Below are 20,780 nucleotides of genomic sequence, written 5' to 3'. Positions count from 1 at the left end.
TCAGGACGGCACGGGCTCCAGCAGGGCCGACATGGCCTCCGACTGCCAGACCCCGCCGTCCTGTCCGGCGATCAGCACGGCCAGCCCCGGCATGCGCTGCGCCAGTGCCCTGCCCGCCTGCGAGCCCTGCACCATCAGCGCGGCGCCCAGTCCGTTGACGGCCGCCACGTCGCGCGCCACCAGGCTCACGCCATGCACGCCCGATGCCGGGCGCCCTGTTCGCGGATTGAGCACATGGTGCTGGCGCTGGCCTTGGTGGAAGAAGAAGCGTTCATAGTCGCCCGACGAGGCCACCACACCGGCGCCCGCCACGGCCACAACACCCAGCAGGCGCTCGGGGGAACGCGGGTCGCGCAGCCCCACACGCCAAGGCCTGCCTTGCCACAGCCCGTGGGTCAGCACGTCACCACCACCGTTGACCATGGCGTTCTCAACCCCTTCGGAGCGCAGCATGTTCATGCCGGCTTCCAGGATCGGTAGCTTGGCGATGCCCCCCAGGTCCAGCGCCATGCCCTGGCGGGCCAGGAAGGCCGTGCCAGCGGCCACGTCCAGCACCAGGCTGCGCGCATCCACCAGGGGCAGTTGCCGCGCGATCTCGCTGGCGCCGGGCACCACCTTTTCGCCAGGGCCAAAGTTCCAGGACTTGAAAGCCCCCACGGTCACATCAAAGGCCCCACGGCTTGTTGCCGACACACGCTGCGCACTCTGCAGCACCGCCATGACCTCGGCCGGAACCATCACTGGCGTCACGCCCGCAGCCAGGTTGATGCGACTGACCACGCTGCGGGGTTGGTAGCGGCTCATGAGCGCCTCCAGCCTCTGCATCTCTGCATAGGCCCGGTCCATGGCGCGGCGCAGCTGCGGGCCATCAAAGCCCTCCACCGCCATATCCACCTGCGTTCCCATCAGGGGACGCGAGCTGCGTTCAGACACCACCCGTGCGCCCGCTGACGCGCCACCACCCCAGACCGCACCACCCAGCAAGGGCAATGCCATCACCATGCGACGGCGCGACAGACCCTGAGGGGGCAGAGAAGCATGCTGCATGGCGCCTCCGCTCAGAGCGACTTGTCGGCCATGTAATCCACGGCGGCCTTGACCTCAGCGTCGGTCAGATTGGCGGAGCCCCCCTTGGCAGGCATCATGCCTTTCGCCCCGGTAAAGCCCTCGATCGCGTGCTTGTACATCGTGTCCTTGCCCTGGGCAATGCGTGGACCCCAGTCGGCCTTGTCGCCCGGCTTGGGGGCACCGGCCACGCCAGCGGCATGGCACATGGCGCAGGTCTTGCCAAACACGCTCTTGCCCAGTTCGTTCTCTGCGGCAGCCGGTGCGGCGGGGGCCGCTGCGGGCGCTGGGGCCGTCACCGCAGCGGGTGCAGCCACCGGAGCAGGTTCCGACTTCTTGTCGCCACAACCGGCCAGCAGTGTGGCCAAGATCGCTACGGCGACCATCACGGTTTTCTTTTGCATCGCATACATCCTGTTCTTGGGGTTAGAAAAATCTGAGAGGGCCTGTGGCTGCGCGAGAAACGCGACGAAATGCGTCCAGCACTCGGCCTGAAAAACCCCTACGGGCATTGCACAGGCACCGCTTCAGACCGGTGCATTGACTGTAGGTGCAAGAGGCACTTTTGGGCATAGGCGAGCGCCGCCAAAGCATGATCCAGATCAAATTGATTCATATTACGTGAATCTATTATTCGTGCCATGCAAAGCCATCACAACCTGCGAACACTGCGCCTTTGGGTGCTGGCGTGGTTTGTCATGGCGCTGGCTGCTGCGGTGGCTTCACCGCTGGTAGTGCCGCGAAGCATGGAGCTGGTCTGCTCCGGCTCCGGCACAGGCAGCGCCAAGCTGGTGGTGAAGACCGCTGAGGGCCTGGTAGCGGCAGACGCCACCGGTCTCGATTGCCCTGTGTGCCTCGCGGCCGACACGCCACCCACCACCCATCTCGCAGCGGCAACCACTGCTGCAGCCCCCACCTTCCAGCCCCGTTTTCACACACCACTTTTTCCACGCACAGGAGTGGCGTTCAGCCCCCCTGCACGCGCACCACCCCTTTTCAACTGAGCGATCCCAAAGAGGAAAACCATGACCGAGAGAAAAGACAGTCCCCTTCCCGCTGCTGGCCTGGGCCGACGCAGCTTCATCAACACGGCGGCCCTGGTCGGGCTGACTGCAGGCGTTGCCGCCTGCAACGAAAAGCCCAGCGCTGCAACGCCTGCGGCCCCCGCCCCTGCAGCACCTGCGGCCAGCCATGCCGCCGCTGGCGCCAACGTGCACCTCAAGCCCGGCGAGCTGGACACCTACTACGGCCTCTGGAGCGGCGGCCACACGGGCGACATGCGCGTGCTGGGCCTGCCCTCGGGCCGCGAGATCACCCGCATCCCCTGCTTCGTACCCGACGCCCTGGTGGGCTGGGGCATCACGAATGAATCCAAAGCTGTGATGGGCACCAAGGCCGATGGCAGCCTGAAGTACACGGTGGCGGACACCCACCACACACATGCCTCGTACAAGGACGGCAACTACGACGGCCGCTACGCCTGGATCAACGACAAGATCAACAGCCGCATCGCGCGCATCCGCCTCGACTACTTCGTGTGCGACAAGATTACCGAGCTGCCCAACGTGCAGGGCTTTCACGGCATCTTCCCGGACAAGGCCGACCCGGTGGACCCTGCCATCAACTACACCACGCGCGTGTTCTGCGGCGGTGAGTTCGCCATCCCCCTGCCCAACGCGGGCACGGAAGACTCGGGCAAATACCGTTCGATGTTCAGCTGCGTCGATGCAGAAACGATGGAAGTGCGCTGGCAAGTGCTGATCGACGGTAACTGCGATCTGGTCGCCACGTCATACGACGGCAAGCTGGCCGCCACCAACCAGTACAACGTGGAAATGGGCGCGAAGTACGAGGACATGATGTCCGCCGAACGCGATGCCTGCCTGTTCTTCAACGTGGGCCGCATCGAGGCTGCCGTGAAGGCTGGCAAGTTCAAGACCATCGGCACCAGCAAGGTGCCCGTGGTGGACGGCACCCATGAAGCCAACAAGGACCCCAAGACAGCACTCACTGCCTACGTTTCGGTGCCCAAGAACCCCCACGGCGTGAACGCCAGCCCCGATGGCAAATACTTCATCTGCGCCGGCAAGCTGTCGCCCACCGGCACCGTGATCGAGCTGGCCAAGGTGCTGGACTATTTCGAAGGCAAGCTTGAAAAGCTGGACTCCGCCATCGTGGCCGAGGTGGAGCTTGGCCTGGGCCCGCTGCACACCGCCTTCGACGGCCGTGGCAATGCCTACACCACCCTGTTCCTGGACAGCCAGGTCGTAAAGTGGAACGTGGAGGCCGCCATCAAGTTCCACGCGGGCGACAAGACCGCTAAGTACGTGGTGGACCGCCTCGATGTGCAATACCAGCCGGGCCACTTGAACGCCTCGCAGTCCGAGACCAAGGCCGCCGACGGCAAGTACCTGGCCGTGGGTTGCAAGTTCTCCAAGGACCGCTTCCTGCCTGTGGGCCCGCTGCACCCCGAGAACGAGCAGCTCATCGACATCTCGGGCGAGAAGATGGTGCTGCTGGCCGACCACCCCGTGCGTGGCGAGCCACATGACTTCATCATCTTCAAGCGCGACCTGGTGCGCCCCAAGCAGGTCTACACGCTCGACGAGTTCCCGCTGGCGGTCAAGGACCCCAAGGAATCCGGCGTGTTCCGCAACGGCAAGAAGGTCACTGTGAAGATGACTTCGCAAGCACCGGCCTTCAGCCTGCGCGAGTTCAAGCTCAAGAAGGGTGACGAGGTCACGCTGATCCTGACCAACCTGGACAAGATCGAAGACCTGACGCACGGCTTTGCGATCCCGAACTACAACGTGAACTTCATCGTGAACCCGCTGGAGACCAAGTCGGTGAGCTTCGTGGCCGACAAGCCCGGTGTGTTCTGGTGCTACTGCACGCACTTCTGCCACGCACTCCACCTGGAAATGCGCACTCGGATGATTGTGGAAGCTTGAGGGGGCGATCCCCCTGAGGCGCTGCCGCGCCTTCCCCCTTCTCTCGAATCGCTGCGCGATTCGGGAAGGGGGACGATGCACTCGCTGCGGGGCGGCCCTTGCTCTGCATCCCTGGCCTGGGGCGCGCCAGTTGCGACGACTGCGCTCCACTTCGCATCATATTGGCCGCTAGCGCTTGATGAATAAGCGCTAGCAGCTATCAAAAAGATAGTCCCATGATTTCCCTCCGTCGGCTGTTCGCCACGCTTCTTCTGGTCTTGTTGGTAGCACTTTGGCTGGCGCCGCGCGCGCATGCTGCGGCAGGCGCCTACGAGGCCGAACTGCCTGCGGAACTCTCTACCGCGCGCGACATGTGCGCGCTGGTGCCGTGCAAGGACGTGTTTCCCGGCGCCAGCCATTTCTCTGAACGCAAGGGCCAGCCGCCCTACGTAGAGGCTTACGACAACGACAGCGCGCAAAAGAAGCTGCTGGGCTACGTGATGCTCTCCACCGACATCACCGACACCCCTGCCTACTCGGGCAAGCCCGTGGTCACGCTGATCGGCATGGACACACAGGGCCGCTTCGTGGGCGTGAAGGTGCTCAAGCATTCCGAGCCCATCCTGCTGCTGGGCATCCCTGAATCTGCGCTGCTGAAGTTCAACGCCCAGTACCTGGGCAAGTCCGTGGCCGACAAGATCGAGGTGGGCCAGTCGCGCCCTGATGAAAACGTGCTGGGTCTCGACGCCATCTCGGGCGCCACCGTCACCGTCATCGCTCAGAACCAGGTCATGATGGCCTCGGGCTCCGCCGTGGCGCGGCAGGTGGGCATCCTCGCGCCCACGGTGCGCGAGCCCGCACGCTATGCCGAAACCGGCAGGCGCCTGAGCTGGGCCGAGCTGGTGCAACAAGGCACCGTGCAGCGCCTGCGCGTGCAGCCCGAACAGGTGGGCCTGGACAAGGGCCCCGACCCGTTCATCGAGCTGTGGTTTGGCGACCTGAACCACCCCGACATTGGCAAGAGCCTGCTGGGCGAGAACGGCTGGAACAACCTGCGCCTGCAGCTCAAGGAGGGCGAGCACGCCTTCTTCATCGTCCGCACCGGCGGCAAGGAATCGTTCAAGGGCTCGGGCTTTGTGCGCGGCGGCATCTACGACCGCGTGCAGGTGCGCCAGGGGGCGGATTCGTTCACCTTCCGCGACCTGGACGCGCTCAACCTGTACGGCATCGAGGCCGCAGGCGCACCCAGCTACAACGAATCGGTCATCTTCATCATCCGCTCACCCGCCTTCTCGGCCGCCTACCCGTGGAAGCTGAGCTTTCTGGGCAACCGCGTGGACCGGGCCACGGGCACACGCAGCTTCACCAGCTTTGACACGCCCTACTGGCTGCCCGCCGCCATGCTGCAAGGCGGGCGCCCCACCATCAACGAGCCCGACGACCCCTGGGTGCGCGTGTGGAAGTCGCGTGCGGTAGAGATTGCGCTGTTCGCCGCGCTGCTGATTGCCGTCACCGTGGTGTACGCCCTGCGCGAGAAGCTCACGCGCCTGTCCACCCACAAGAACAAGTGGCCGGTCAACGCCTTCAAGTACAGCTTCTGGGCCCTCAGCATCGGCTGGATCGGCTTTGGCGCCATGGCACAGCCTTCCATCACGCAGGTGCTGACCTGGTTCCACGCGCTGCTGTTCCAGTGGACTTGGTCGCTGTTCCTGTCCGACCCGTTCATCTTCCTGTTCTGGATCTTCATCATCGTCACCGTGTTCCTGTTCGGGCGCGGGTTGTTTTGCGGCTGGATGTGCCCGTTTGGCTCGCTGCAGGAGGGCATCTACAAGATCGCGCGTGCGGTGGGCTTCAAGCGCTTTCAGACGCAGCTGCCGCAGAAGTGGCACGACCGGCTCAAGTGGGTCAAGTACGCGGTGTTCTTCGGGCTGCTCGCGGTGTCGATGTTCTCCATGGGCCTGGCTGAGAAGCTGGCCGAGGTGGAGCCGTTCAAGACGACCTTCCTGGTCGGTGTAATGAATCGCGCCTGGCCCTACAGCCTGTTTGTGGCGGCCATCCTGGGCGTTTCGATCTTCATCGAGCGACCCTACTGCAAATACATCTGCCCGCTGGGTGCCTCGCTGGCCATGCCCAGCACGTTCCGCTGGTTTGGCCTCAAGCGCAAGCAGGACTGCAACAGCTGCAAGGCCTGCGCCGTGGGCTGCGGTGCACAGGCCATCGACGCCGACGGCCGCATCGACCACCGCGAATGCCTGCACTGCCTCGACTGCATGATTCTGTACACCGACACCAAGGGCTGCCCGCCCCTGGCCAAGGAACGCAAGCGCCGCGAGAAAGATGGTCTGGAAATCACGCCCATCGGCAAGAACGGCTATTTCATCCCGATCCACCCTGCCACGGTGCAGGACCAGATCTCGGCCAAGGCCGCGAAGGGGCCGGACCCACGCTGGCCTACGGCGCCAGTGCTGCCGCAGACCAAGGCAGGCTCGCGCGGCCTGCGCTGGATGGCGAAGGAGCTGGTGGACCATCTGTGGCCCTGGAGCCGCGAAGGCTGGGCGTCGCGGCGCGCGCTGCAGATCGCGGGCTTCTCGCTCGCCCTGGCTGCCAGCGTGGCCTGGGTGATGACCGCCCTGGGCACGTTGTCGTCGGGCGCCATCATCGGCTGGTGGTTTGGCTGGAGCGTGTACGAGGTGCTGATCCGCCTGTCGGGCAAGCGCTATGTGAAGGACGGCCCGTGGTGGCGCGACCAGTACCGCCGGGCGGGCGTGATGGACATGCTGAGCTACGTGGGCTTCAAGAACCTGCTGATCGGCGCAGCACTCTTCCTGGCCATCAAGGCCTTGGTGGGACTGGCGTGATGAAGTCCCCTCTTGCTGCCACCGCATTCACCGCACTCGTGGCGCTGGCTGCGTGCCTGCTGGCCCTGCCCGCCCACGCTGCCACCGTGCAGGTGCGCCCCGGGCAAGACCTGCAAGCTGCCATCACGGCCGCCAAACCGGGCGACACGGTGGAGGTGCAGCGGGGCTTTTACCGCGTGAACCTGCGCATCGACAAGCAGCTCACCCTGCGCGGCATCGACCGCCCCACGCTCAGCGGCGGCCAGACGGGCGACACCATCCGCGTCACCGCGCCCGACGTGGTGATCGAAGGCCTGATCGTGCGCGACTCGGGCACCAGCTTGAAGGACCAGAACGCAGGCATCTACGTGTACCCCGGCGCGCACCGCGCCGTGGTGCGCCACAACGACCTCACCTACAACCTCTTTGGCCTGTGGATTGAGAAGGCCAACGATGTACAGGTGCTGCACAACACCATCACCGGCCTGCGCGATGTGAACTCATCGCAGCGCGGCAACGGCGTACAGCTGTACAACACCACGGGCGCACGCATCGAGGGCAATCACATCAGCTTTGTGCGCGACGCGCTGTATGTGGACGTGTCGCACCACGCGGTGTTTCGCGGCAACCGGCTGCACCACAGCCGCTACGGCACGCACTACATGAACTCCTACTACAACCTGTGGGAAGACAACGATACCTACCTCAACCGTGGCGGCCTGGCGCTGATGGAGGTACGCGACCAGGTGGTGCGCAACAACCGCGCGAGGGGCAACAGCGACCACGGCATCATGCTGCGCACCCTGCAGGACTCGGTGATCGAGAACAACGTGGTGGCCGAGAACTCCCGAGGCTTCTTCATCTACGACGTGGAGTACATCACCCTGCGCGGCAACCTGGTGACCCGCAACACGGTGGGCGTGCACCTGTCGGCCGGCTCCAAAAACAACAAGGTCGAAGGCAACGACTTCATCGGCAACCGCGAGCAGGTGCGCTATGTGGGCGCCCGCGACGAGCGCTGGGGCACCGAAGGCGGCAACCACTGGAGCAACTACCTGGGCTGGGACCGCGACGGCAACGGCGTGGGCGACGTGCCCTACGAGGCCAACGACATGGTGGACCGCCTGACCTGGCGCCACCCCACCATCAAGCTGCTGCTGGCCAGCCCCGCCGTGCAGGCACTGCGCCTGGTGGGCCAGCAGTTTCCGGTGCTGCGCGTGCCCACCGTGGTGGACCCCAAGCCCCGCATGCAACCGAACCAACCCCAACGGAATTTTCAGCGTGACACGCAACCCTCCCCCCATTGACCTGAGCGAGCCCCCCGCCATCGAGGTGCGGGGCGCGCACAAGCACTACGGCGCATTGCACGCCGTGGACGGCATTGACCTGCGCATTGCGCGCGGCGAGATCTTCGGCCTCATCGGCCACAACGGCGCGGGCAAGAGCACGCTGTTCAAGATGATCCTGGGCCTCACGCCCGCCACCTCGGGCGAGATCCGGGTGGGCGGCGCCACCGTGCAGGGCCGCGACTTTCGCGCCGCTCGCCGCCACCTGGGCTACCTGCCCGAGAACGTGGTGCTCTACGACAACCTGAACGGGCTGGAGACGCTGCACTTCTTCGCCCGCCTCAAGGGCGCCCCGCTCGCGCAGTGCCCTGCACTGCTGGAGCAAGTGGGCCTGGCCCACGCGGGCAAGCGTGCCGTGCGGGACTACTCCAAGGGCATGCGCCAGCGCCTGGGCTTCGCGCAGGCCCTGCTGGGCGATCCGCAGGTGCTGCTGCTGGACGAACCCACCAACGGCCTAGACCCGCAGGCCATCCGCGACTTCTACGCCACGCTGCGCGAGTTGCAGGCGGGGGGCGTGACCATCGTCATCACTTCGCACATCCTGGCCGAACTGCAGGAGCGCGTGGACCGCCTTGCCATCCTGGCCTCGGGCAAGCTGCAGGCCCTGGGCAGCGTGCAGGCGCTGCGCGAGCAGGCGCACATGCCGCTGACCATCCACCTCACCCTGGCTTCGGACGACCGGCCTGCCGCGCTGGGGCTGCTCTCTGCAGTGCCCGGCATCACCGCAGCGGAAACGCCGGAAGGCCTGCACGTGGACTGCCCACGCGGCAGCAAGATGGCCGTGCTGGGTGCGATGGCACCGCTGGGCACCGCGCTGCAGGACCTGCAGATCCAGGAACCCTCGCTTGAGGATGTGTACTTCGACCTGCGCAAGGGCTAGCCATGGAATTCCAACAAATTTTCACCATCGCGGGGAAAGAGTTCCGCGACCGCATGCGCAACCGCTGGGTGCTGGCCGTGGCGCTCGTGTTCACCGTGTTCTCGCTGGCCATCGCCTACTTTGGCGGCGCGCAGCAGGGCACCGTGGGCTTTCGGTCCATCGAGTTCACCATCGCCAGCCTGGTCAGCCTGGTGATCTACCTCATCCCGCTGATCGCGCTGTTGCTGGGCTTTGATGCCATCGTCGGCGAACGCGAGCGCGGCTCGCTCGACCTGTTGCTGTCGCTGCCCATCACGCGGCTGGAGCTGTTGCTGGGCAAGTACCTGGGGCTGGCGGCGGCGCTCACGCTCTCAACCCTGGCGGGGTTTGGCCTGGTGGCCGTGCTGCTGGTGCGGCAGTTCAGCGGGGCTGCGCTATTCCACTACGGCGGCTTCATGATCAGCTCAGTGCTGCTGGGGCTGGCCTTTTTGAGCATGGCGGTGCTGCTGTCGGTGCTCACGCACGAGCGCACACGCGCCTCCGGTCTGGCGATTGCCGCCTGGTTCTTTTTTGTGCTGGTGTTTGACCTGCTGCTGCTGGGCGCCCTGGTGGCTACGGGCGGCAGCGTGGGCGGCGAAGCCATGGCCTACCTGCTGCTGCTCAACCCGGCCGACGTTTTCCGCATCCTCAACGTGTTCTCGCTCGACGACGTGCGCACCCTGTACGGCCTGACCAGCATCGTGCCCCCTGCCCTGGCCAAGCCATGGCTGATGGGCGCGGTGATGGCGGGCTGGATCGTGGTGCCGCTCGGTCTTGCAAGCTGGAGATTCAAACCATGAACCATTCTTACCAACCCCGGTGCGGCTGCACCACGCGCCGGCAATTGCTGGGCTGGGCCGCACTCGCTTCGCTCGGCACACTCACGGGCCTGACTGGCCTCACGGGCTGCAGCCAGGCGGACAACAGCGCGCAATCTCTCCAACCCCAGGAGATCGACCGCACCACCAGCTGCGAACTCGACGGCATGCTGCTGGCCGACTACCCCGGCCCCAAGGCTCAGGTGCGCTTCGCGGGGCAGGACAAGCCCTCGTTCTTCTGCGACACGGTGGAGCTGTTCAGCACCCTGCTGGCGGGCGAACAGGTGCGTGCCGTGCAGGCCGTGTATGTGCAGGACATGGGCCAGGCCGACTGGAACGCACCACAGGGCCACTGGATCGACGGCAAGACCGCCCTCTACGTAGTGGGCGGCAAGCGCCACGGCTCCATGGGCCCCACCATCGGCAGCTTTGCGCAAGAGGCCGACGCGAAAAAGTTTACTGCTGAATATGGCGGCAAAGTGTTGCGCTTTGCCGAGATCACGCCCGCCATGGTGGACCTGAGCGGCGGGGCACTGCACGACACGCGGATGTGAGCCGCCCATACCTGCGCTGATGCCCCGCCCACACGCAACCACCCGGCGCACAGCCCTTGCAGCCCTGCTGCTGGGCTCGGCAGGCCTGGTGGCATGGCAATGGCCCCAGCGCACTCCGCCCCGTCCATCCGGCAACGCCGCCCTGGAGGGCATCGGCGACGATGTGTGCGTGGTGGCGCCGCCCACGCCCTACGACCCTGCGCTGGGCCAGCCCCTGACCGCCGCCCGCGAGGTGCCCGCCGACGCACGCTGCCCGGTGTGTGGCATGTACCCAGCCCGCGCACGGGCTTGGGCGGCGCAGGTCATTTTTGCGGACGGGGATGCGTATTTTTTTGACTCACCGCTCAGCCTCATGCTGTACCTTGGCAACGTGGCCCACTACACGCGGGGCCGCACGGCCGACGCCATCGTGGCGCGGTATGTCACCGATACCGATACGGGTGGTTGGCTGAACGCGCACGAGGCGGTGTATGTGACAGAGTCTTCGGCCATGGGGCCGATGCGGGCGGGCAATCTGCCCGCGTTTGCCGATGCGGAGGCTGCACAGGAGTTTGTGCAGCAGCGTGGGGGGCGGGCGATCCCCTTCGGCGCCATCGATGGGGCCTTGCTGCGCAGGCTGGCCCCAAACCTCCGGGCCGACCACCGTTTGCATTCAGACTGACGGGGCCTCAATTGCTATTAAAAATATAGCTTCTCGCGCTTATCCATCAAGCGCTACAGGCCTAAAAAGGCCTGTATTTCATCATTGCACCGAAGTCTCTGGCTGGGCAGCCTTGAACAGCGCTGCCACCTTGCGCTTGGGCTTGATGTTGGCCGACACGCTGCTGCGCGGGGCCGACTTGGCAGCTTCCCAGGCGGGGGTTGCGTCGGCAGCTGCGCTGGCCTCATACGGCTTCTCGAAGAAGGGGTCGCGCGATGCCAAGGCCGGGCGAAAGCCCCGGTGTTGTTCGCGCCCCTCGCGCCCGACGCGCTGGTCACGCTCGCGCCGTGGCGCAGCGGGGGCGGCCGGCAGCGCATCGCGCCCGTCGCCCGTCTCACCGGCTTCGCGCCAGGCACGGCGGCCGTCGTTGATACGGCCGCGGGGCTGGTCTTCTTCGTATTCGATGGCTTCGAGATCGATCTTCTTCTTGATCAGCTTCTCGATGTCGGCCACCAGGCGGGCATCGCTGCCCGACACCAGCGTCACCGCCAGGCCCGAGGCGCCCGCACGGCCCGTGCGGCCGATGCGGTGCACATAGTCTTCGGCGTTGAATGGCACGTCGAAGTTGAACACCGCAGGCACGTCCTTGATGTCCAGGCCGCGCGCGGCCACATCGGTACACACCAGCAGATCGACCTCGCCGCTCTTGAAGGCTTCGAGCGCCTTCAGGCGCTCGTCCTGGCTCTTGTCGCCATGCAGCGCGGTGGTTTTGAGGCCTTCGCGCTCCAGGCTGCGCGCCAGACGGGCACAACCGAGCTTGCTGTTGACGAAGATGAACGCCTGCTTGATACCCCGGGTCTTGAGCACCTGGTGGATGGCACGGCGCTTGTCGTCATCGTTGGCGCTGTAGAAGCGCTGCTCCACGGTGGAGGCCGTTTCGTTCGGGCGGGCCACCTCGATGGTGATGGGGTTTTGCAGGTAGCTGCTGGCCAGACGCTTGATCTCGGGCGAGAACGTGGCACTGAACAGGAGCGTGGTGCGCTGCTTGGGCAGGTAGCTCAGGATGCGCTGCAGGTCGGGCAGGAAACCGATGTCCAGCATGCGGTCGGCCTCGTCGAGCACGACGTACTCGACCTGGTTGAGCACGGCGTTCTTGGCTTCGATGTGGTCCAGCAGGCGGCCTGGCGTGGCCACCAGCACTTCGACGCCTTTTTTCAGCTCGATGGTCTGGGGCTTCATGTCCATGCCGCCAAACACCACGGTGCTGCGCAGCTTGGTGTACTTGGCGTACAGGGCGATCTGCTGGGCCACCTGGTCGGCCAGTTCGCGCGTGGGCAACAGCACCAGGGCACGCACGGGGTGGCGGGCCGGGGATGTGGAGCTGCTTTCGTGCTTGAGCAGGCGTTGCAGCAGGGGCAGCGAGAAAGCCGCCGTCTTGCCGGTGCCGGTCTGGGCTGCGCCCATCACGTCTTGCCCTGTGAGCACCACCGGAATGGCCTGCTCCTGGATGGGCGTCATGGACTCGTAGCCCATTTCGGCTACGGCGCGCGCGAGCGGTTCAGCCAGCGATAGATTGGAAAAGGAACTTGTCATTTAGCCCTCTATTGTCGCACCGGTGGCCCAAAAAGCGATTTTTCACCATGGGGGCGTGGTACAGAGCGCATTTATTCATTGAGCAAGTCACAGCGATAAGCTACATTTTTTATAGCTATCAGCGCTTACCCATCGAGCGCTAGTGGCACTATTTATTCAAAATTACTCCAACACCGCCCGCAATTGGCGTGTGGTCACCGCCAGACGCCTCGCCCCGATCTGGGCGAGGTTATTCATCACGGTGAGCGCTGCCTCGGGGTATTGCCGGGCCCAGGCATCAAAGTGCGCCCGCGACAGGCGCACCAGGTGCGCAGGCCCCCGCTCAGACCCCGCACAAGCGCTGCGCGCAGCGCCGTTGAGGAACGCCATCTCGCCAAACGCCATGCCCGGACCGACCGTGGCCAAGCGCAGCCCCTTGTCGGGCGGCCACTGGGTCACCAGCGTGATGTGGCCCGACTTCACCACCAGCAGGTCGTGGTCGGTGTCTCCCGCGCTGAACACCACCCCGTGGGGCGGCACGGCCAGAGGCTCCAGCAAGGCCATCAGGGCATTGGCCGCCACCCGGGGCACGCCCTCGCCAATCTCGCCCAGCAGATCCCTTTCGGGACGCGCGGGGCGTTGCTCAATGGGGCGTTGCGAGAGGATACCGGCCTCGGCCCATTCCAAGGCGCGGTCCAGGTCGGCAAAGGCGCGTACCTGGTCGCCTGCATGTTCAGCGGCCACAGGATCGAGCGCGGCCACGGCAGCGGCAATGCCCTGCTGGCCCAGGTCGCGCACCAGCGCGCGCAGCTGCGCCAATGCCGTGCTGTCCCAGGCGGGCACGCGGCCCGCATCCAGAATCACCCAGCGGTGGCGCGGCTGCAGCAGCAAACGCACCTGCTCGGCCAAGTGGGCCGCCACGCCGAACGACATCACGCCCTGCAGTTCAAACACAGCCACCTGGTTCATCCGCGGCGAGAGCCAGGTGTCCGAGCCCGCCCGGCGCAGCCGGCGCGAGCGCAGTTCGCCATCGAGCCGCACATGGCGCAGCACCTTGGCGGCGGAGTCGTGCAGCAACACAAAGGTGGCCACCACCAGGCCCGCAACCAGAGCCCCCACGCCGCCCATCACGGCAAACACCAGCGCCACCAGCCAGCTCTGCGCCCAGGTCACCCGCGAGCGTTGCGCGTAGCGCAGCGACCACATGAGACCCGGCACCTGCATGAGCCCGGCCAGCACCAGCCCCCCCGCCAGGCAGGCCATGGGCACCCAGTGCAGCCACCAGGCGCCCGTCACTGCCACGCCCAGCATGATGCCGGCATGCCAGCGCGGTGCGTCGCGGGAGGGGCCCGCCTGCGCCAGCACAATGCGCGAGCGCGATGCGCTGGTGGATGCAGGAATCATCCCGGCCAGCCCGCACAAAACGCCCAACAGGCTCTCGCGGCGCAGGGTCAGGTTGGCGTTGCCACGCAGACCGTGGTCCAGCTCCAGCTCCTGGTTGAACACCAGTATCTCCAGGCTGTTGACCAGCGCCATCAACAGCGCCAGCACCACCAGGTCCGACCCGTGCTGTTGCGCCAGCGCCATCCAGGGGACACCCGTCCAGTCGGGCCACAGCGGGCCGGCAAACTGGCTGGGCTGCACGGCGGGTGCAAACACATCCCCCAGGCCACCACCCCACACCCCCGCCACCGCCACGGCCAGCGCCACCAGGACCACAGCCGACAGCAGCCCCGGCATGCGGGGCCAGCGCCAGCGCAACGCCCAGGCCAGCCCCACCACGGCGAGCGCCGCCAGCAGGTGCCAGCCGGTGCGGGCGTTCCACAGGGTGTCGCCCCCCGCGCCAAAGCCGTTGCGCACCTGGCCCACCACCATCGACAGCCCCACCCCGGCCGCGAAACCATGCGTCACCGAAACGGGCAGAAACCGCGCCACCGAGGCCAGCCGCAGCACCCCCAGCAGCCACTGAAAAACAAACGCCAGCGCCACCGTGGCCCCGCTCACGGCCAACACCTGGCGCGCACTCAGGCCCAGCGCAGGGGCCGCACCATGGGCGGTGGCCAGCACGGCCGCAAACAGCAGCGCCACCACCGTGGTGGGTGCGTAGACCACCCCGGCACGTGGCACCACCAGCGTGAGCAGCAAACCCGGCAGGGCCGCCGACCACAGCGCCAGCGCTGCGAGGGAATGGTCGGCCGCCAGGGGTGCAAAAGCCAGCAGGCCCAGGCCGACGGCATGCGGCACCGTGACCGCCGCCGCCGACCACGCGGCGGCGATGCCCGGCGACCGGAGAGGCTGCAGGGACTCAGCCGGGGACATCTCGGTTCTCCATAGCGCCATAGGTCACCCACACCCCACAAAACCGGCGCGGCCCATGCCCGGGCAGCCGCGCAAGGGCCGCCCCGCCGCGCTGGCTGCGTCCCCCTGCCCGCAACGCGCAGTGTTGCGAGAGCGGGGGGAAGCCGCGAAGCGGCTCAGGGGGTGTTTCAAAGACTCCGCGCCGCGAAGGTATCGCAGGCTTTGACGCTGCCATTCTGCAGCCCGTTGTGAAACCAGCGCTGCCGCTGAGCACTGGTGCCGTGGGTGAAGCTTTCGGGCACCACCGCCCCGCCGCTCGAGCGCTGCAGGGCGTCGTCACCGATCTTGGCCGCTGCGTTCATGGCCTCTTCCACATCGCCCTGCTCCAGAATCTGGCGCGCGTTCTGCGCATGGTGTGCCCACACCCCGGCAAAACAGTCGGCCTGCAGCTCCAGCCGGACCGAGAGCGCGTTGTACTCCGCCTTGCTCACGCGGCCACGCATCTGGTCCACCTTGCCGCTGATGCCCAGCTGGTTCTGCACATGGTGGCCTACCTCGTGGGCAATCACATACGCCTGGGCAAAATCGCCGGGCGCGCCCAGGCGGTTCTTGAGGGTTTCATAAAAGCCCAGGTCGATGTAGACCTTCTGGTCCGCCGGGCAGTAGAACGGGCCCATCGCCGCCTGCCCGGTGCCGCAAGCCGTGGCCGTAGCGCCCCGAAACAGCACCAGGCGCGGCTCCTGGTAGGTGCCGCCACCCTGGCGGAACACGGCCTGCCACACGTCTTCGGTATCGGCCAGAACGGTCGATACAAAACGGGCCATGGTGTCGTCGGCCGGGGGGCGCTGGGCAGGCCCCTGCGACTGCACCTGCGCGGGTGGCCCACCGCCACTGAGCAGCCCCAGGATCGTCAGCGGATTGATGCCCAGCACCCACCCGCCCACCAGTGCGATGACGATGGTGCCGATGCCAATGCTGCGCCCTCCGAAAATCGGCGAGCCGCCGCCCCCACCGCGCCGGTCTTCCACATTGTCCGACTCGCGATTGCCTTCCCATTTCATGCCGTATCTCCAGCGCCCTCACCGTGCGGAGGACATGGCGCATATTACGCGCGGTGCAGGAACCGGAGGGGCCGATTACGATGGCCTGCCTGTCGGCGCCCGCTGGCACGATTCCACCCTTCCACGCCCCACCCGAACCGCCCCATGCTCCACGACGCCTCGCACTACGCCCCCATCGGCGACAAGGTGATTCTGATCACAGGCTTTGACCCCTTTGGCGGCGACAGCCTGAACCCCAGCTGGCTGGTGGCACAGGCGCTGGACGGGCAGCGCATCGCGGGCCACCGCGTGGTGGCGGCGCAACTGCCCACCGTCTTTGGCGAATCGCTGCAACAGCTGCGGGCGCTGGCCACGGCCCACCGGCCCGCGCTGACCATCTGCCTGGGCCAGGCAGGAGGGCGCAGCGCGCTGTCGCTGGAGCGGGTGGGCATCAATATCAACGACGCCCGCATTCCCGACAACGTGGGCGCCCAGCCCATCGACACGCCGGTGGTGCCCGGCGGGCCTGCCGCCTACTTTGCGAGCCTGCCACTCAAGGCCATGCTGCGCTCCGTACAGCAGGCTGGCGTGCCTTGCGAGGTCTCACAAACAGCGGGCACCTTTGTCTGCAACCATGTGCTGTACGGACTGATGCACATGCTGCAGGCACAAGGCGTTGGCCCTGCGGGCGCCCGGGGCGGCTTTGTGCACGTGCCCTGGCTGCCCGGGCAAGGCACACCCTCCCTGGCACTGCGGGACATGGTGCGCGGCATCCACGCAGCCCTGTGGGCCGCTGTGCTTCACCAGAGCGACATAGCGCTCGGGGCGGGTGCCACGCACTGAAATCATGGCCTTGGACTGGGGACTTGCCCGCTCCCCGGCTCCGCCCTCGCTGTGTAAAGTCGGCGCATGTCCTTCACCTCCCTCTCCCCGGCCCCCGGCACGCTGGACGCAGCAGCCACAGCGGCGTGTCTGCCATGGGACGCGCTGGCCACCGAGATCGCGGCCCTCTTGCGGGACAGCACCGTCTCGGTGCCTGCCCGCACGGTGCTGCCACTGCCCCAGGGCGGCAGCCTGTTTGTCATGCCTGCCACCGACAGCCGCGTGGCGATGGCCAAGCTCATCACGCTGACCCCTGCCAACACGGGCACCGGCCGCCCCGCGATCCAGGGCGACGTCGTGGTGTTTGACGTGACCACGGGCGAACGCCGCCTGGTGCTGGACGGCCCCACCATCACTGCACGGCGCACAGCGGCGGTGTCGCTGCTGGCGGCACAGCATCTGGCGCCGCAGGCCCAGGGGCCGCTGCTCATCGTCGGCGCGGGCGTGCAGGGCCTGGCCCACCTGGAAGCCTTTGTGCAGGGCCTGGGGGTGCGTGATGTGTGGGTGGCCTCGCGCAGTGCCGCCAGCGCCGAGGCCCTGGTCCTGCGGGCCCAGGCGCTGGGCGCCCAGGCACGCACGGTGGCCGATGCAGACGCTGCGGTGCCCCATTGCCCGCTGATTGCCGTGTGCACCCCGGCGCACAGCGTGGCGCTGAGCGCGCCACCACGCCCCGACGCCTTTGTGGCAGCGGTGGGAGCCTTCACCCCGGCCATGGCAGAACTGGCCCCCGCCTTCTGCCGCCATGTGGCCGCACACGGGCATATCGTGGTGGACAGTGAAGACGCACGCCACGAGGCGGGCGATCTGCTGCAGGCGGGCCTCGACGTGGGCATGCTGCCCACACTGCGGGAAGCTCTGCAACGCCTGCGCGCTCCGTCCGCAGGGCCGGTGCTGTTCAAGAGCTGCGGCTGGGCCGGCTGGGACCTGGCTGCGGCCCGCCTGGCGATGCGCCTGGACACAGAGGGCGCACCACCCACGCAGGCCACGCCATGAGCCTGCTCCGGTTCTCGGACCACAGCCTGCGCTCGCAGATCGCGCTGGTGTTCGGTACGTTAGTGGTGGGCCTGGCGGTGCTGCTGTCACTGGGATTTGGCGAACTGCTCAAGCTGCGCATCGAGCGCGATGCCGGGACTGCCCTGCAGGTCATTGCCGAAAATGCAGGCAAGCTGCTGGCCAACGGCCTGCAGGAGCGCAGCCGCGAGGCCGAGGTCCTGGCGGCCGCCGAGGCCGTCTGGACCAAAGGGCTCGACAGTGCCGAAGCCCACCACATGCTGGCACGCAGTCAGGCCACCCACCCCCACAGCGCCTGGATCGGTGTGGCCGATGCCCAGGGCGTGGTGCGCGCCGCCACGGGCGGACTGCTGGTGGGCCAGAGCGTCGCAGAGCGCCCGTGGTTCAAGGAAGGCCTGCAAACACTGCACGTGGGAGATGTCCACCCGGCCAAGCTGCTGGAGCAGCTGCTGGCCCCGCCGCCTTCGGGCGAGCCCTACCGGTTTGTGGATTTTGCGGCGCCCATTCGCCTGGGCCCGACCACCATCGGCGTGGTGGGTATCCACGGCAGCTGGGAATGGACCCATGAGGTCATGGAAAGCCTGACCCCGGCACGTACGGACGACAAGGCGGTAGAACTGTTCGTCTTCGACCGCAAAGGCGAGCTTATCTACGCCCCTGGGGGCCTGACCCGGGCCCTGCAAGTAGCCGGGCAGCGCCTGCCCGTCGAGGCCAACAACCCGGTGGCGTCTGACCGCGCCGCAGGCCGGGCCGTCGTGGCGAGGTGGCTGGACGGCCGCAGCTACCTCACGGCCACCGCACCGATGCAGGCACGCAACAGCACCAGCGACCTCGGCTGGCGCATTGTCGCCCGCGAACCCGTGGAACTGGCCTTCGCCGAGGCCCACCGCACCGTGCAACTGGCACTGGCCATCGGGCTCGGCGCCGCGCTTTTGGCCTCGGTGCTGGCGTGGCTGGCGGCACGCCGCCTGAGCGATGACCTGTACGCGCTGGCCGATGCCGCAAGCGCCGTGGAGGCCGACAAGCCCGGCACCCGCATTCCCCAGGCCCACAGCAGCCGGGAAGTGAGCAAGCTTTCAGGCGCACTGGGCCGCATGACGCACCGGCTTCTGACAGCCCACGAAGCCATGGAGGAAAAAGTGCGCCTGCGCACGCTGGAGCTGGAGGCTGCCAACCGCGCCCTGGACCTGCAGGCCCGCACCGATGCTCTGACGGGCCTGCTCAACCGCCGGGGTTTTGAAACGCAGATGGCGTTTGCCCTGGCGCTGGCGCGGCGCAGCGGCCGGCCGTTGAGCCTGATCACAGTCGACGTGGACCATTTCAAGCGCGTGAACGACACCTATGGACACGAAACCGGCGACGAAGTCCTGCGCCGGCTGGCCCGCACGCTGGAAATGCGCCTGCGCAACTCGGATGTGATCGCACGGCTGGGGGGTGAAGAGTTTGTGGTGCTGCTGCCCGACACCGACCTTCTGGGGGCCCAAGCCATCGCCCAGGCCCTGGTCGAAGCCATGGCCGAACAACACGACCCGGTCGTGGGCCGCATCACCGTGAGCGCGGGTGTGGCCAGCATGCGCGGCCTGCAGGACAACGGCCTCGATATCCTGCGCCGGGGCGATGCGGCGCTTTATGAAGCCAAGGGCCAGGGGCGCAACAGGGTCTGCGTGGAGGCATGACCACAGTCCATGAACAGCGGTCAGCGCACAGCAAGGCCGGCGGCGTGCAAGAGACCCGCCAGTAGCCTGTTCTAAACCTCGCTGATCTCGGCCACCACGGCGCAGCCCTGGGGCGCGGCCGCATCAAAATAGGCTTGCAGCCGCAAGGCCAGCGCATTCAGGCTGTGGTCCTGAACGGCCCGCGCCACGGCCAGCTGTTCGAGCGCGTAGGGCCGGTGCCCCAGCATCATGGCGGTATTCACACAGTGGCCCGTGGCGGCCATCTTCAGAACGAAAGCGTTGAGAAGCTCGCAGGGCCAATAGTAGGCGTGGGACACGGCTGCCGGGCGCAATGCGCCGTGGTCCGAGGCCAAGTCGCCTGTGGCACCTGCAGGGTCATGTAGAGAAAGCGCAGCACCCCGGGCCTTGGCGGGTGTGGTCATCGCAGCAAAGGTCAGCATGGTCGACTCCGTGGCCACCGGAGGGCCCGGCGGCATGACACCATGCTAAGAACCTTACCTGCGCTTGCATTTCAGCCAATGGGCACTGGCGCTGTAGGACGCAGCCCTTGCGAACACGTTCCAGCGCATGCCGAAGGGGAGGTCAGGCCTTGGGCAGTGTCACGCCGACCTGCCCCTGGTACTTGCCGCCCCGGTCACGGTAGCTGACCTCACACACATCGTCCTTGTCGCTCTCGAAGAACAGCACCTGCGCGCAGCCCTCGCCCGCGTAGATGCGTGCGGGCAGCGGCGTGGTGTTGCTGAACTCCAGCGTCACATAGCCTTCCCACTCGGGCTCGAACGGCGTCACGTTGACGATGATGCCGCAGCGTGCATAGGTGCTTTTGCCCAGGCAGATGGTGAGCACGTTGCGCGGGATGCGGAAGTACTCCATCGTGCGCGCCAGCGCAAAGCTGTTGGGCGGGATGATGCAGCTGTCGCCCTCGAAATCCACAAAGCTCTTCTCGTCGAAATTCTTCGGGTCCACCACCGTGCTGTGGATGTTGGTGAACACCTTGAATTCGGGTGCGCAGCGGATGTCGTAGCCGTAGCTGCTGGTGCCGTAGCTGATGATCTTGCGGCCCTCCACCTCGCGCACCTGGCCCGGCTCGAAGGGTTCGATCATTCCGTGCTCGGCCGCCATGCGGCGGATCCACTTGTCGCTCTTGATGCTCATGGCTGAATTTCCTGCGCTGTGGCCCTGGCCGTCGGCAAACAGCCGGGCGCTATTAAAT

The 20,780-nt window shown here is 66.6% G+C and carries 18 protein-coding genes; 11 read left to right on the top strand and 7 right to left on the bottom strand.

Annotation, left to right across the window (positions count from 1 at the left end; genetic code table 11):
- Entirely contained in the window at positions 1 to 1,047 is a 1,047-nt protein-coding gene (locus ACT89O_RS06815; protein WP_487262172.1) for an FAD:protein FMN transferase, read from the bottom strand.
- A gap of 11 nt (positions 1,048 to 1,058) precedes the next feature.
- On the bottom strand, positions 1,059 to 1,469 hold the full coding sequence (locus ACT89O_RS06810; protein WP_055393536.1) for a c-type cytochrome: 411 nt from the start codon (positions 1,467 to 1,469) through the stop codon (positions 1,059 to 1,061).
- Positions 1,470 to 1,706: 237 nt separating this feature from the next.
- On the opposite strand from ACT89O_RS06810, the gene ACT89O_RS06805 reads away from it, so the two are divergent.
- The 8 genes from ACT89O_RS06805 (at position 1,707) to ACT89O_RS06770 (ending at position 11,109) form a co-directional block, all read left to right on the top strand.
- The gene (locus tag ACT89O_RS06805; protein WP_228898459.1) at positions 1,707 to 2,069 is read left to right on the top strand and encodes a DUF2946 family protein; all 363 of its coding nucleotides are present in this window, start codon (positions 1,707 to 1,709) and stop codon (positions 2,067 to 2,069) included.
- Positions 2,070 to 2,090: 21 nt separating this feature from the next.
- A complete protein-coding gene (gene nosZ, locus ACT89O_RS06800; protein ID WP_487262171.1) occupies positions 2,091 to 4,016 on the top strand; it encodes a TAT-dependent nitrous-oxide reductase in 1,926 nt (641 codons plus the stop codon).
- A 215-nt stretch (positions 4,017 to 4,231) separates the two neighbouring features.
- Positions 4,232 to 6,853 carry a 4Fe-4S binding protein gene (locus ACT89O_RS06795; RefSeq protein ID WP_487262170.1) on the top strand — a complete coding sequence of 874 codons (2,622 nt, stop codon included), beginning with the start codon at positions 4,232 to 4,234 and terminating at the stop codon, positions 6,851 to 6,853.
- The gene (locus ACT89O_RS06790; RefSeq protein WP_487262169.1) at positions 6,853 to 8,139 is read left to right on the top strand and encodes a nitrous oxide reductase family maturation protein NosD; all 1,287 of its coding nucleotides are present in this window, start codon (positions 6,853 to 6,855) and stop codon (positions 8,137 to 8,139) included. The genes ACT89O_RS06795 and ACT89O_RS06790 overlap by 1 nt, the downstream gene beginning before the upstream one ends.
- Positions 8,114 to 9,058: an ABC transporter ATP-binding protein gene (locus ACT89O_RS06785; RefSeq protein WP_487262168.1), complete on the top strand. Its 945-nt coding sequence runs from the start codon at positions 8,114 to 8,116 to the stop codon at positions 9,056 to 9,058. Before ACT89O_RS06790 ends, ACT89O_RS06785 begins: the two co-directional genes overlap by 26 nt.
- A gap of 2 nt (positions 9,059 to 9,060) precedes the next feature.
- Entirely contained in the window at positions 9,061 to 9,876 is an 816-nt protein-coding gene (locus ACT89O_RS06780; RefSeq protein ID WP_010461614.1) for an ABC transporter permease, read from the top strand.
- Entirely contained in the window at positions 9,873 to 10,448 is a 576-nt protein-coding gene (locus ACT89O_RS06775) for a nitrous oxide reductase accessory protein NosL (protein WP_487262167.1), read from the top strand. Before ACT89O_RS06780 ends, ACT89O_RS06775 begins: the two co-directional genes overlap by 4 nt.
- 19 nt (positions 10,449 to 10,467) lie before the next feature.
- The gene (locus tag ACT89O_RS06770) at positions 10,468 to 11,109 is read left to right on the top strand and encodes a nitrous oxide reductase accessory protein NosL (RefSeq protein ID WP_487262166.1); all 642 of its coding nucleotides are present in this window, start codon (positions 10,468 to 10,470) and stop codon (positions 11,107 to 11,109) included.
- An 81-nt stretch (positions 11,110 to 11,190) separates the two neighbouring features.
- On the opposite strand, the gene ACT89O_RS06765 is transcribed toward ACT89O_RS06770, so the two are convergent.
- The 3 genes from ACT89O_RS06765 to ypfJ all read right to left on the bottom strand — a co-directional run bounded on the left by ACT89O_RS06765 (position 11,191) and on the right by ypfJ (position 16,019).
- Complete coding sequence (locus ACT89O_RS06765; RefSeq protein WP_487262165.1) at positions 11,191 to 12,681, bottom strand: DEAD/DEAH box helicase; 1,491 nt, start codon at positions 12,679 to 12,681, stop codon at positions 11,191 to 11,193.
- Positions 12,682 to 12,843: 162 nt separating this feature from the next.
- Complete coding sequence (locus ACT89O_RS06760) at positions 12,844 to 14,979, bottom strand: SulP family inorganic anion transporter (RefSeq protein ID WP_487262164.1); 2,136 nt, start codon at positions 14,977 to 14,979, stop codon at positions 12,844 to 12,846.
- Between the two features lie 167 nt (positions 14,980 to 15,146).
- A complete protein-coding gene (ypfJ, locus tag ACT89O_RS06755) occupies positions 15,147 to 16,019 on the bottom strand; it encodes a KPN_02809 family neutral zinc metallopeptidase (protein WP_121422587.1) in 873 nt (290 codons plus the stop codon).
- A 144-nt stretch (positions 16,020 to 16,163) separates the two neighbouring features.
- Here ypfJ and pcp point away from each other — a divergent pair, with 144 nt between their 5' ends.
- From pcp to ACT89O_RS06740, 3 genes are all read left to right on the top strand, one after another.
- Positions 16,164 to 16,841 carry a pyroglutamyl-peptidase I gene (pcp, locus tag ACT89O_RS06750; protein WP_228898475.1) on the top strand — a complete coding sequence of 226 codons (678 nt, stop codon included), beginning with the start codon at positions 16,164 to 16,166 and terminating at the stop codon, positions 16,839 to 16,841.
- Positions 16,842 to 16,907: 66 nt separating this feature from the next.
- A complete protein-coding gene (locus tag ACT89O_RS06745; protein ID WP_487262163.1) occupies positions 16,908 to 17,873 on the top strand; it encodes a delta(1)-pyrroline-2-carboxylate reductase family protein in 966 nt (321 codons plus the stop codon).
- Complete coding sequence (locus ACT89O_RS06740; protein WP_487262162.1) at positions 17,870 to 19,567, top strand: diguanylate cyclase; 1,698 nt, start codon at positions 17,870 to 17,872, stop codon at positions 19,565 to 19,567. Before ACT89O_RS06745 ends, ACT89O_RS06740 begins: the two co-directional genes overlap by 4 nt.
- Before the next feature lie 71 nt (positions 19,568 to 19,638).
- Here the strand turns inward: ACT89O_RS06740 and ACT89O_RS06735 are convergent, their stop codons facing one another.
- Both ACT89O_RS06735 and dcd read right to left on the bottom strand, forming a co-directional pair.
- A complete protein-coding gene (locus ACT89O_RS06735; RefSeq protein WP_431152155.1) occupies positions 19,639 to 20,007 on the bottom strand; it encodes a hypothetical protein in 369 nt (122 codons plus the stop codon).
- Positions 20,008 to 20,149: 142 nt separating this feature from the next.
- On the bottom strand, positions 20,150 to 20,722 hold the full coding sequence (dcd, locus tag ACT89O_RS06730) for a dCTP deaminase (RefSeq protein WP_055401412.1): 573 nt from the start codon (positions 20,720 to 20,722) through the stop codon (positions 20,150 to 20,152).
- Between the last annotated feature and the right edge of the window lie 58 nt (positions 20,723 to 20,780).

The sequence above is a fragment of the Acidovorax sp. NN32 genome (assembly GCF_057597245.1).
Note: the sequence above shows the minus strand (reverse complement) of the source record. Positions and strands in the feature narration are given on the sequence as shown.

Excerpts from the sequence above, each read along its gene's own strand:
- ACT89O_RS06815 (WP_487262172.1), bottom strand. The coding sequence starts at position 1,047 with ATGCAGCATGCTTCTCTGCCCCCTCAGGGTCTGTCGCGCCGTCGCATG.
- ACT89O_RS06810 (WP_055393536.1), bottom strand. The coding sequence starts at position 1,469 with ATGCAAAAGAAAACCGTGATGGTCGCCGTAGCGATCTTGGCCACACTG.
- ACT89O_RS06805 (WP_228898459.1), top strand. The coding sequence starts at position 1,707 with ATGCAAAGCCATCACAACCTGCGAACACTGCGCCTTTGGGTGCTGGCG.
- nosZ (WP_487262171.1), top strand. The coding sequence starts at position 2,091 with ATGACCGAGAGAAAAGACAGTCCCCTTCCCGCTGCTGGCCTGGGCCGA.
- ACT89O_RS06795 (WP_487262170.1), top strand. The coding sequence starts at position 4,232 with ATGATTTCCCTCCGTCGGCTGTTCGCCACGCTTCTTCTGGTCTTGTTG.
- ACT89O_RS06790 (WP_487262169.1), top strand. The coding sequence starts at position 6,853 with ATGAAGTCCCCTCTTGCTGCCACCGCATTCACCGCACTCGTGGCGCTG.
- ACT89O_RS06780 (WP_010461614.1), top strand. The coding sequence starts at position 9,061 with ATGGAATTCCAACAAATTTTCACCATCGCGGGGAAAGAGTTCCGCGAC.
- ACT89O_RS06775 (WP_487262167.1), top strand. The coding sequence starts at position 9,873 with ATGAACCATTCTTACCAACCCCGGTGCGGCTGCACCACGCGCCGGCAA.
- ACT89O_RS06770 (WP_487262166.1), top strand. The coding sequence starts at position 10,468 with ATGCCCCGCCCACACGCAACCACCCGGCGCACAGCCCTTGCAGCCCTG.
- ACT89O_RS06765 (WP_487262165.1), bottom strand. The coding sequence starts at position 12,681 with ATGACAAGTTCCTTTTCCAATCTATCGCTGGCTGAACCGCTCGCGCGC.
- ACT89O_RS06760 (WP_487262164.1), bottom strand. The coding sequence starts at position 14,979 with ATGTCCCCGGCTGAGTCCCTGCAGCCTCTCCGGTCGCCGGGCATCGCC.
- ypfJ (WP_121422587.1), bottom strand. The coding sequence starts at position 16,019 with ATGAAATGGGAAGGCAATCGCGAGTCGGACAATGTGGAAGACCGGCGC.
- pcp (WP_228898475.1), top strand. The coding sequence starts at position 16,164 with ATGCTCCACGACGCCTCGCACTACGCCCCCATCGGCGACAAGGTGATT.
- ACT89O_RS06745 (WP_487262163.1), top strand. The coding sequence starts at position 16,908 with ATGTCCTTCACCTCCCTCTCCCCGGCCCCCGGCACGCTGGACGCAGCA.
- ACT89O_RS06740 (WP_487262162.1), top strand. The coding sequence starts at position 17,870 with ATGAGCCTGCTCCGGTTCTCGGACCACAGCCTGCGCTCGCAGATCGCG.
- ACT89O_RS06735 (WP_431152155.1), bottom strand. The coding sequence starts at position 20,007 with ATGCTGACCTTTGCTGCGATGACCACACCCGCCAAGGCCCGGGGTGCT.
- dcd (WP_055401412.1), bottom strand. The coding sequence starts at position 20,722 with ATGAGCATCAAGAGCGACAAGTGGATCCGCCGCATGGCGGCCGAGCAC.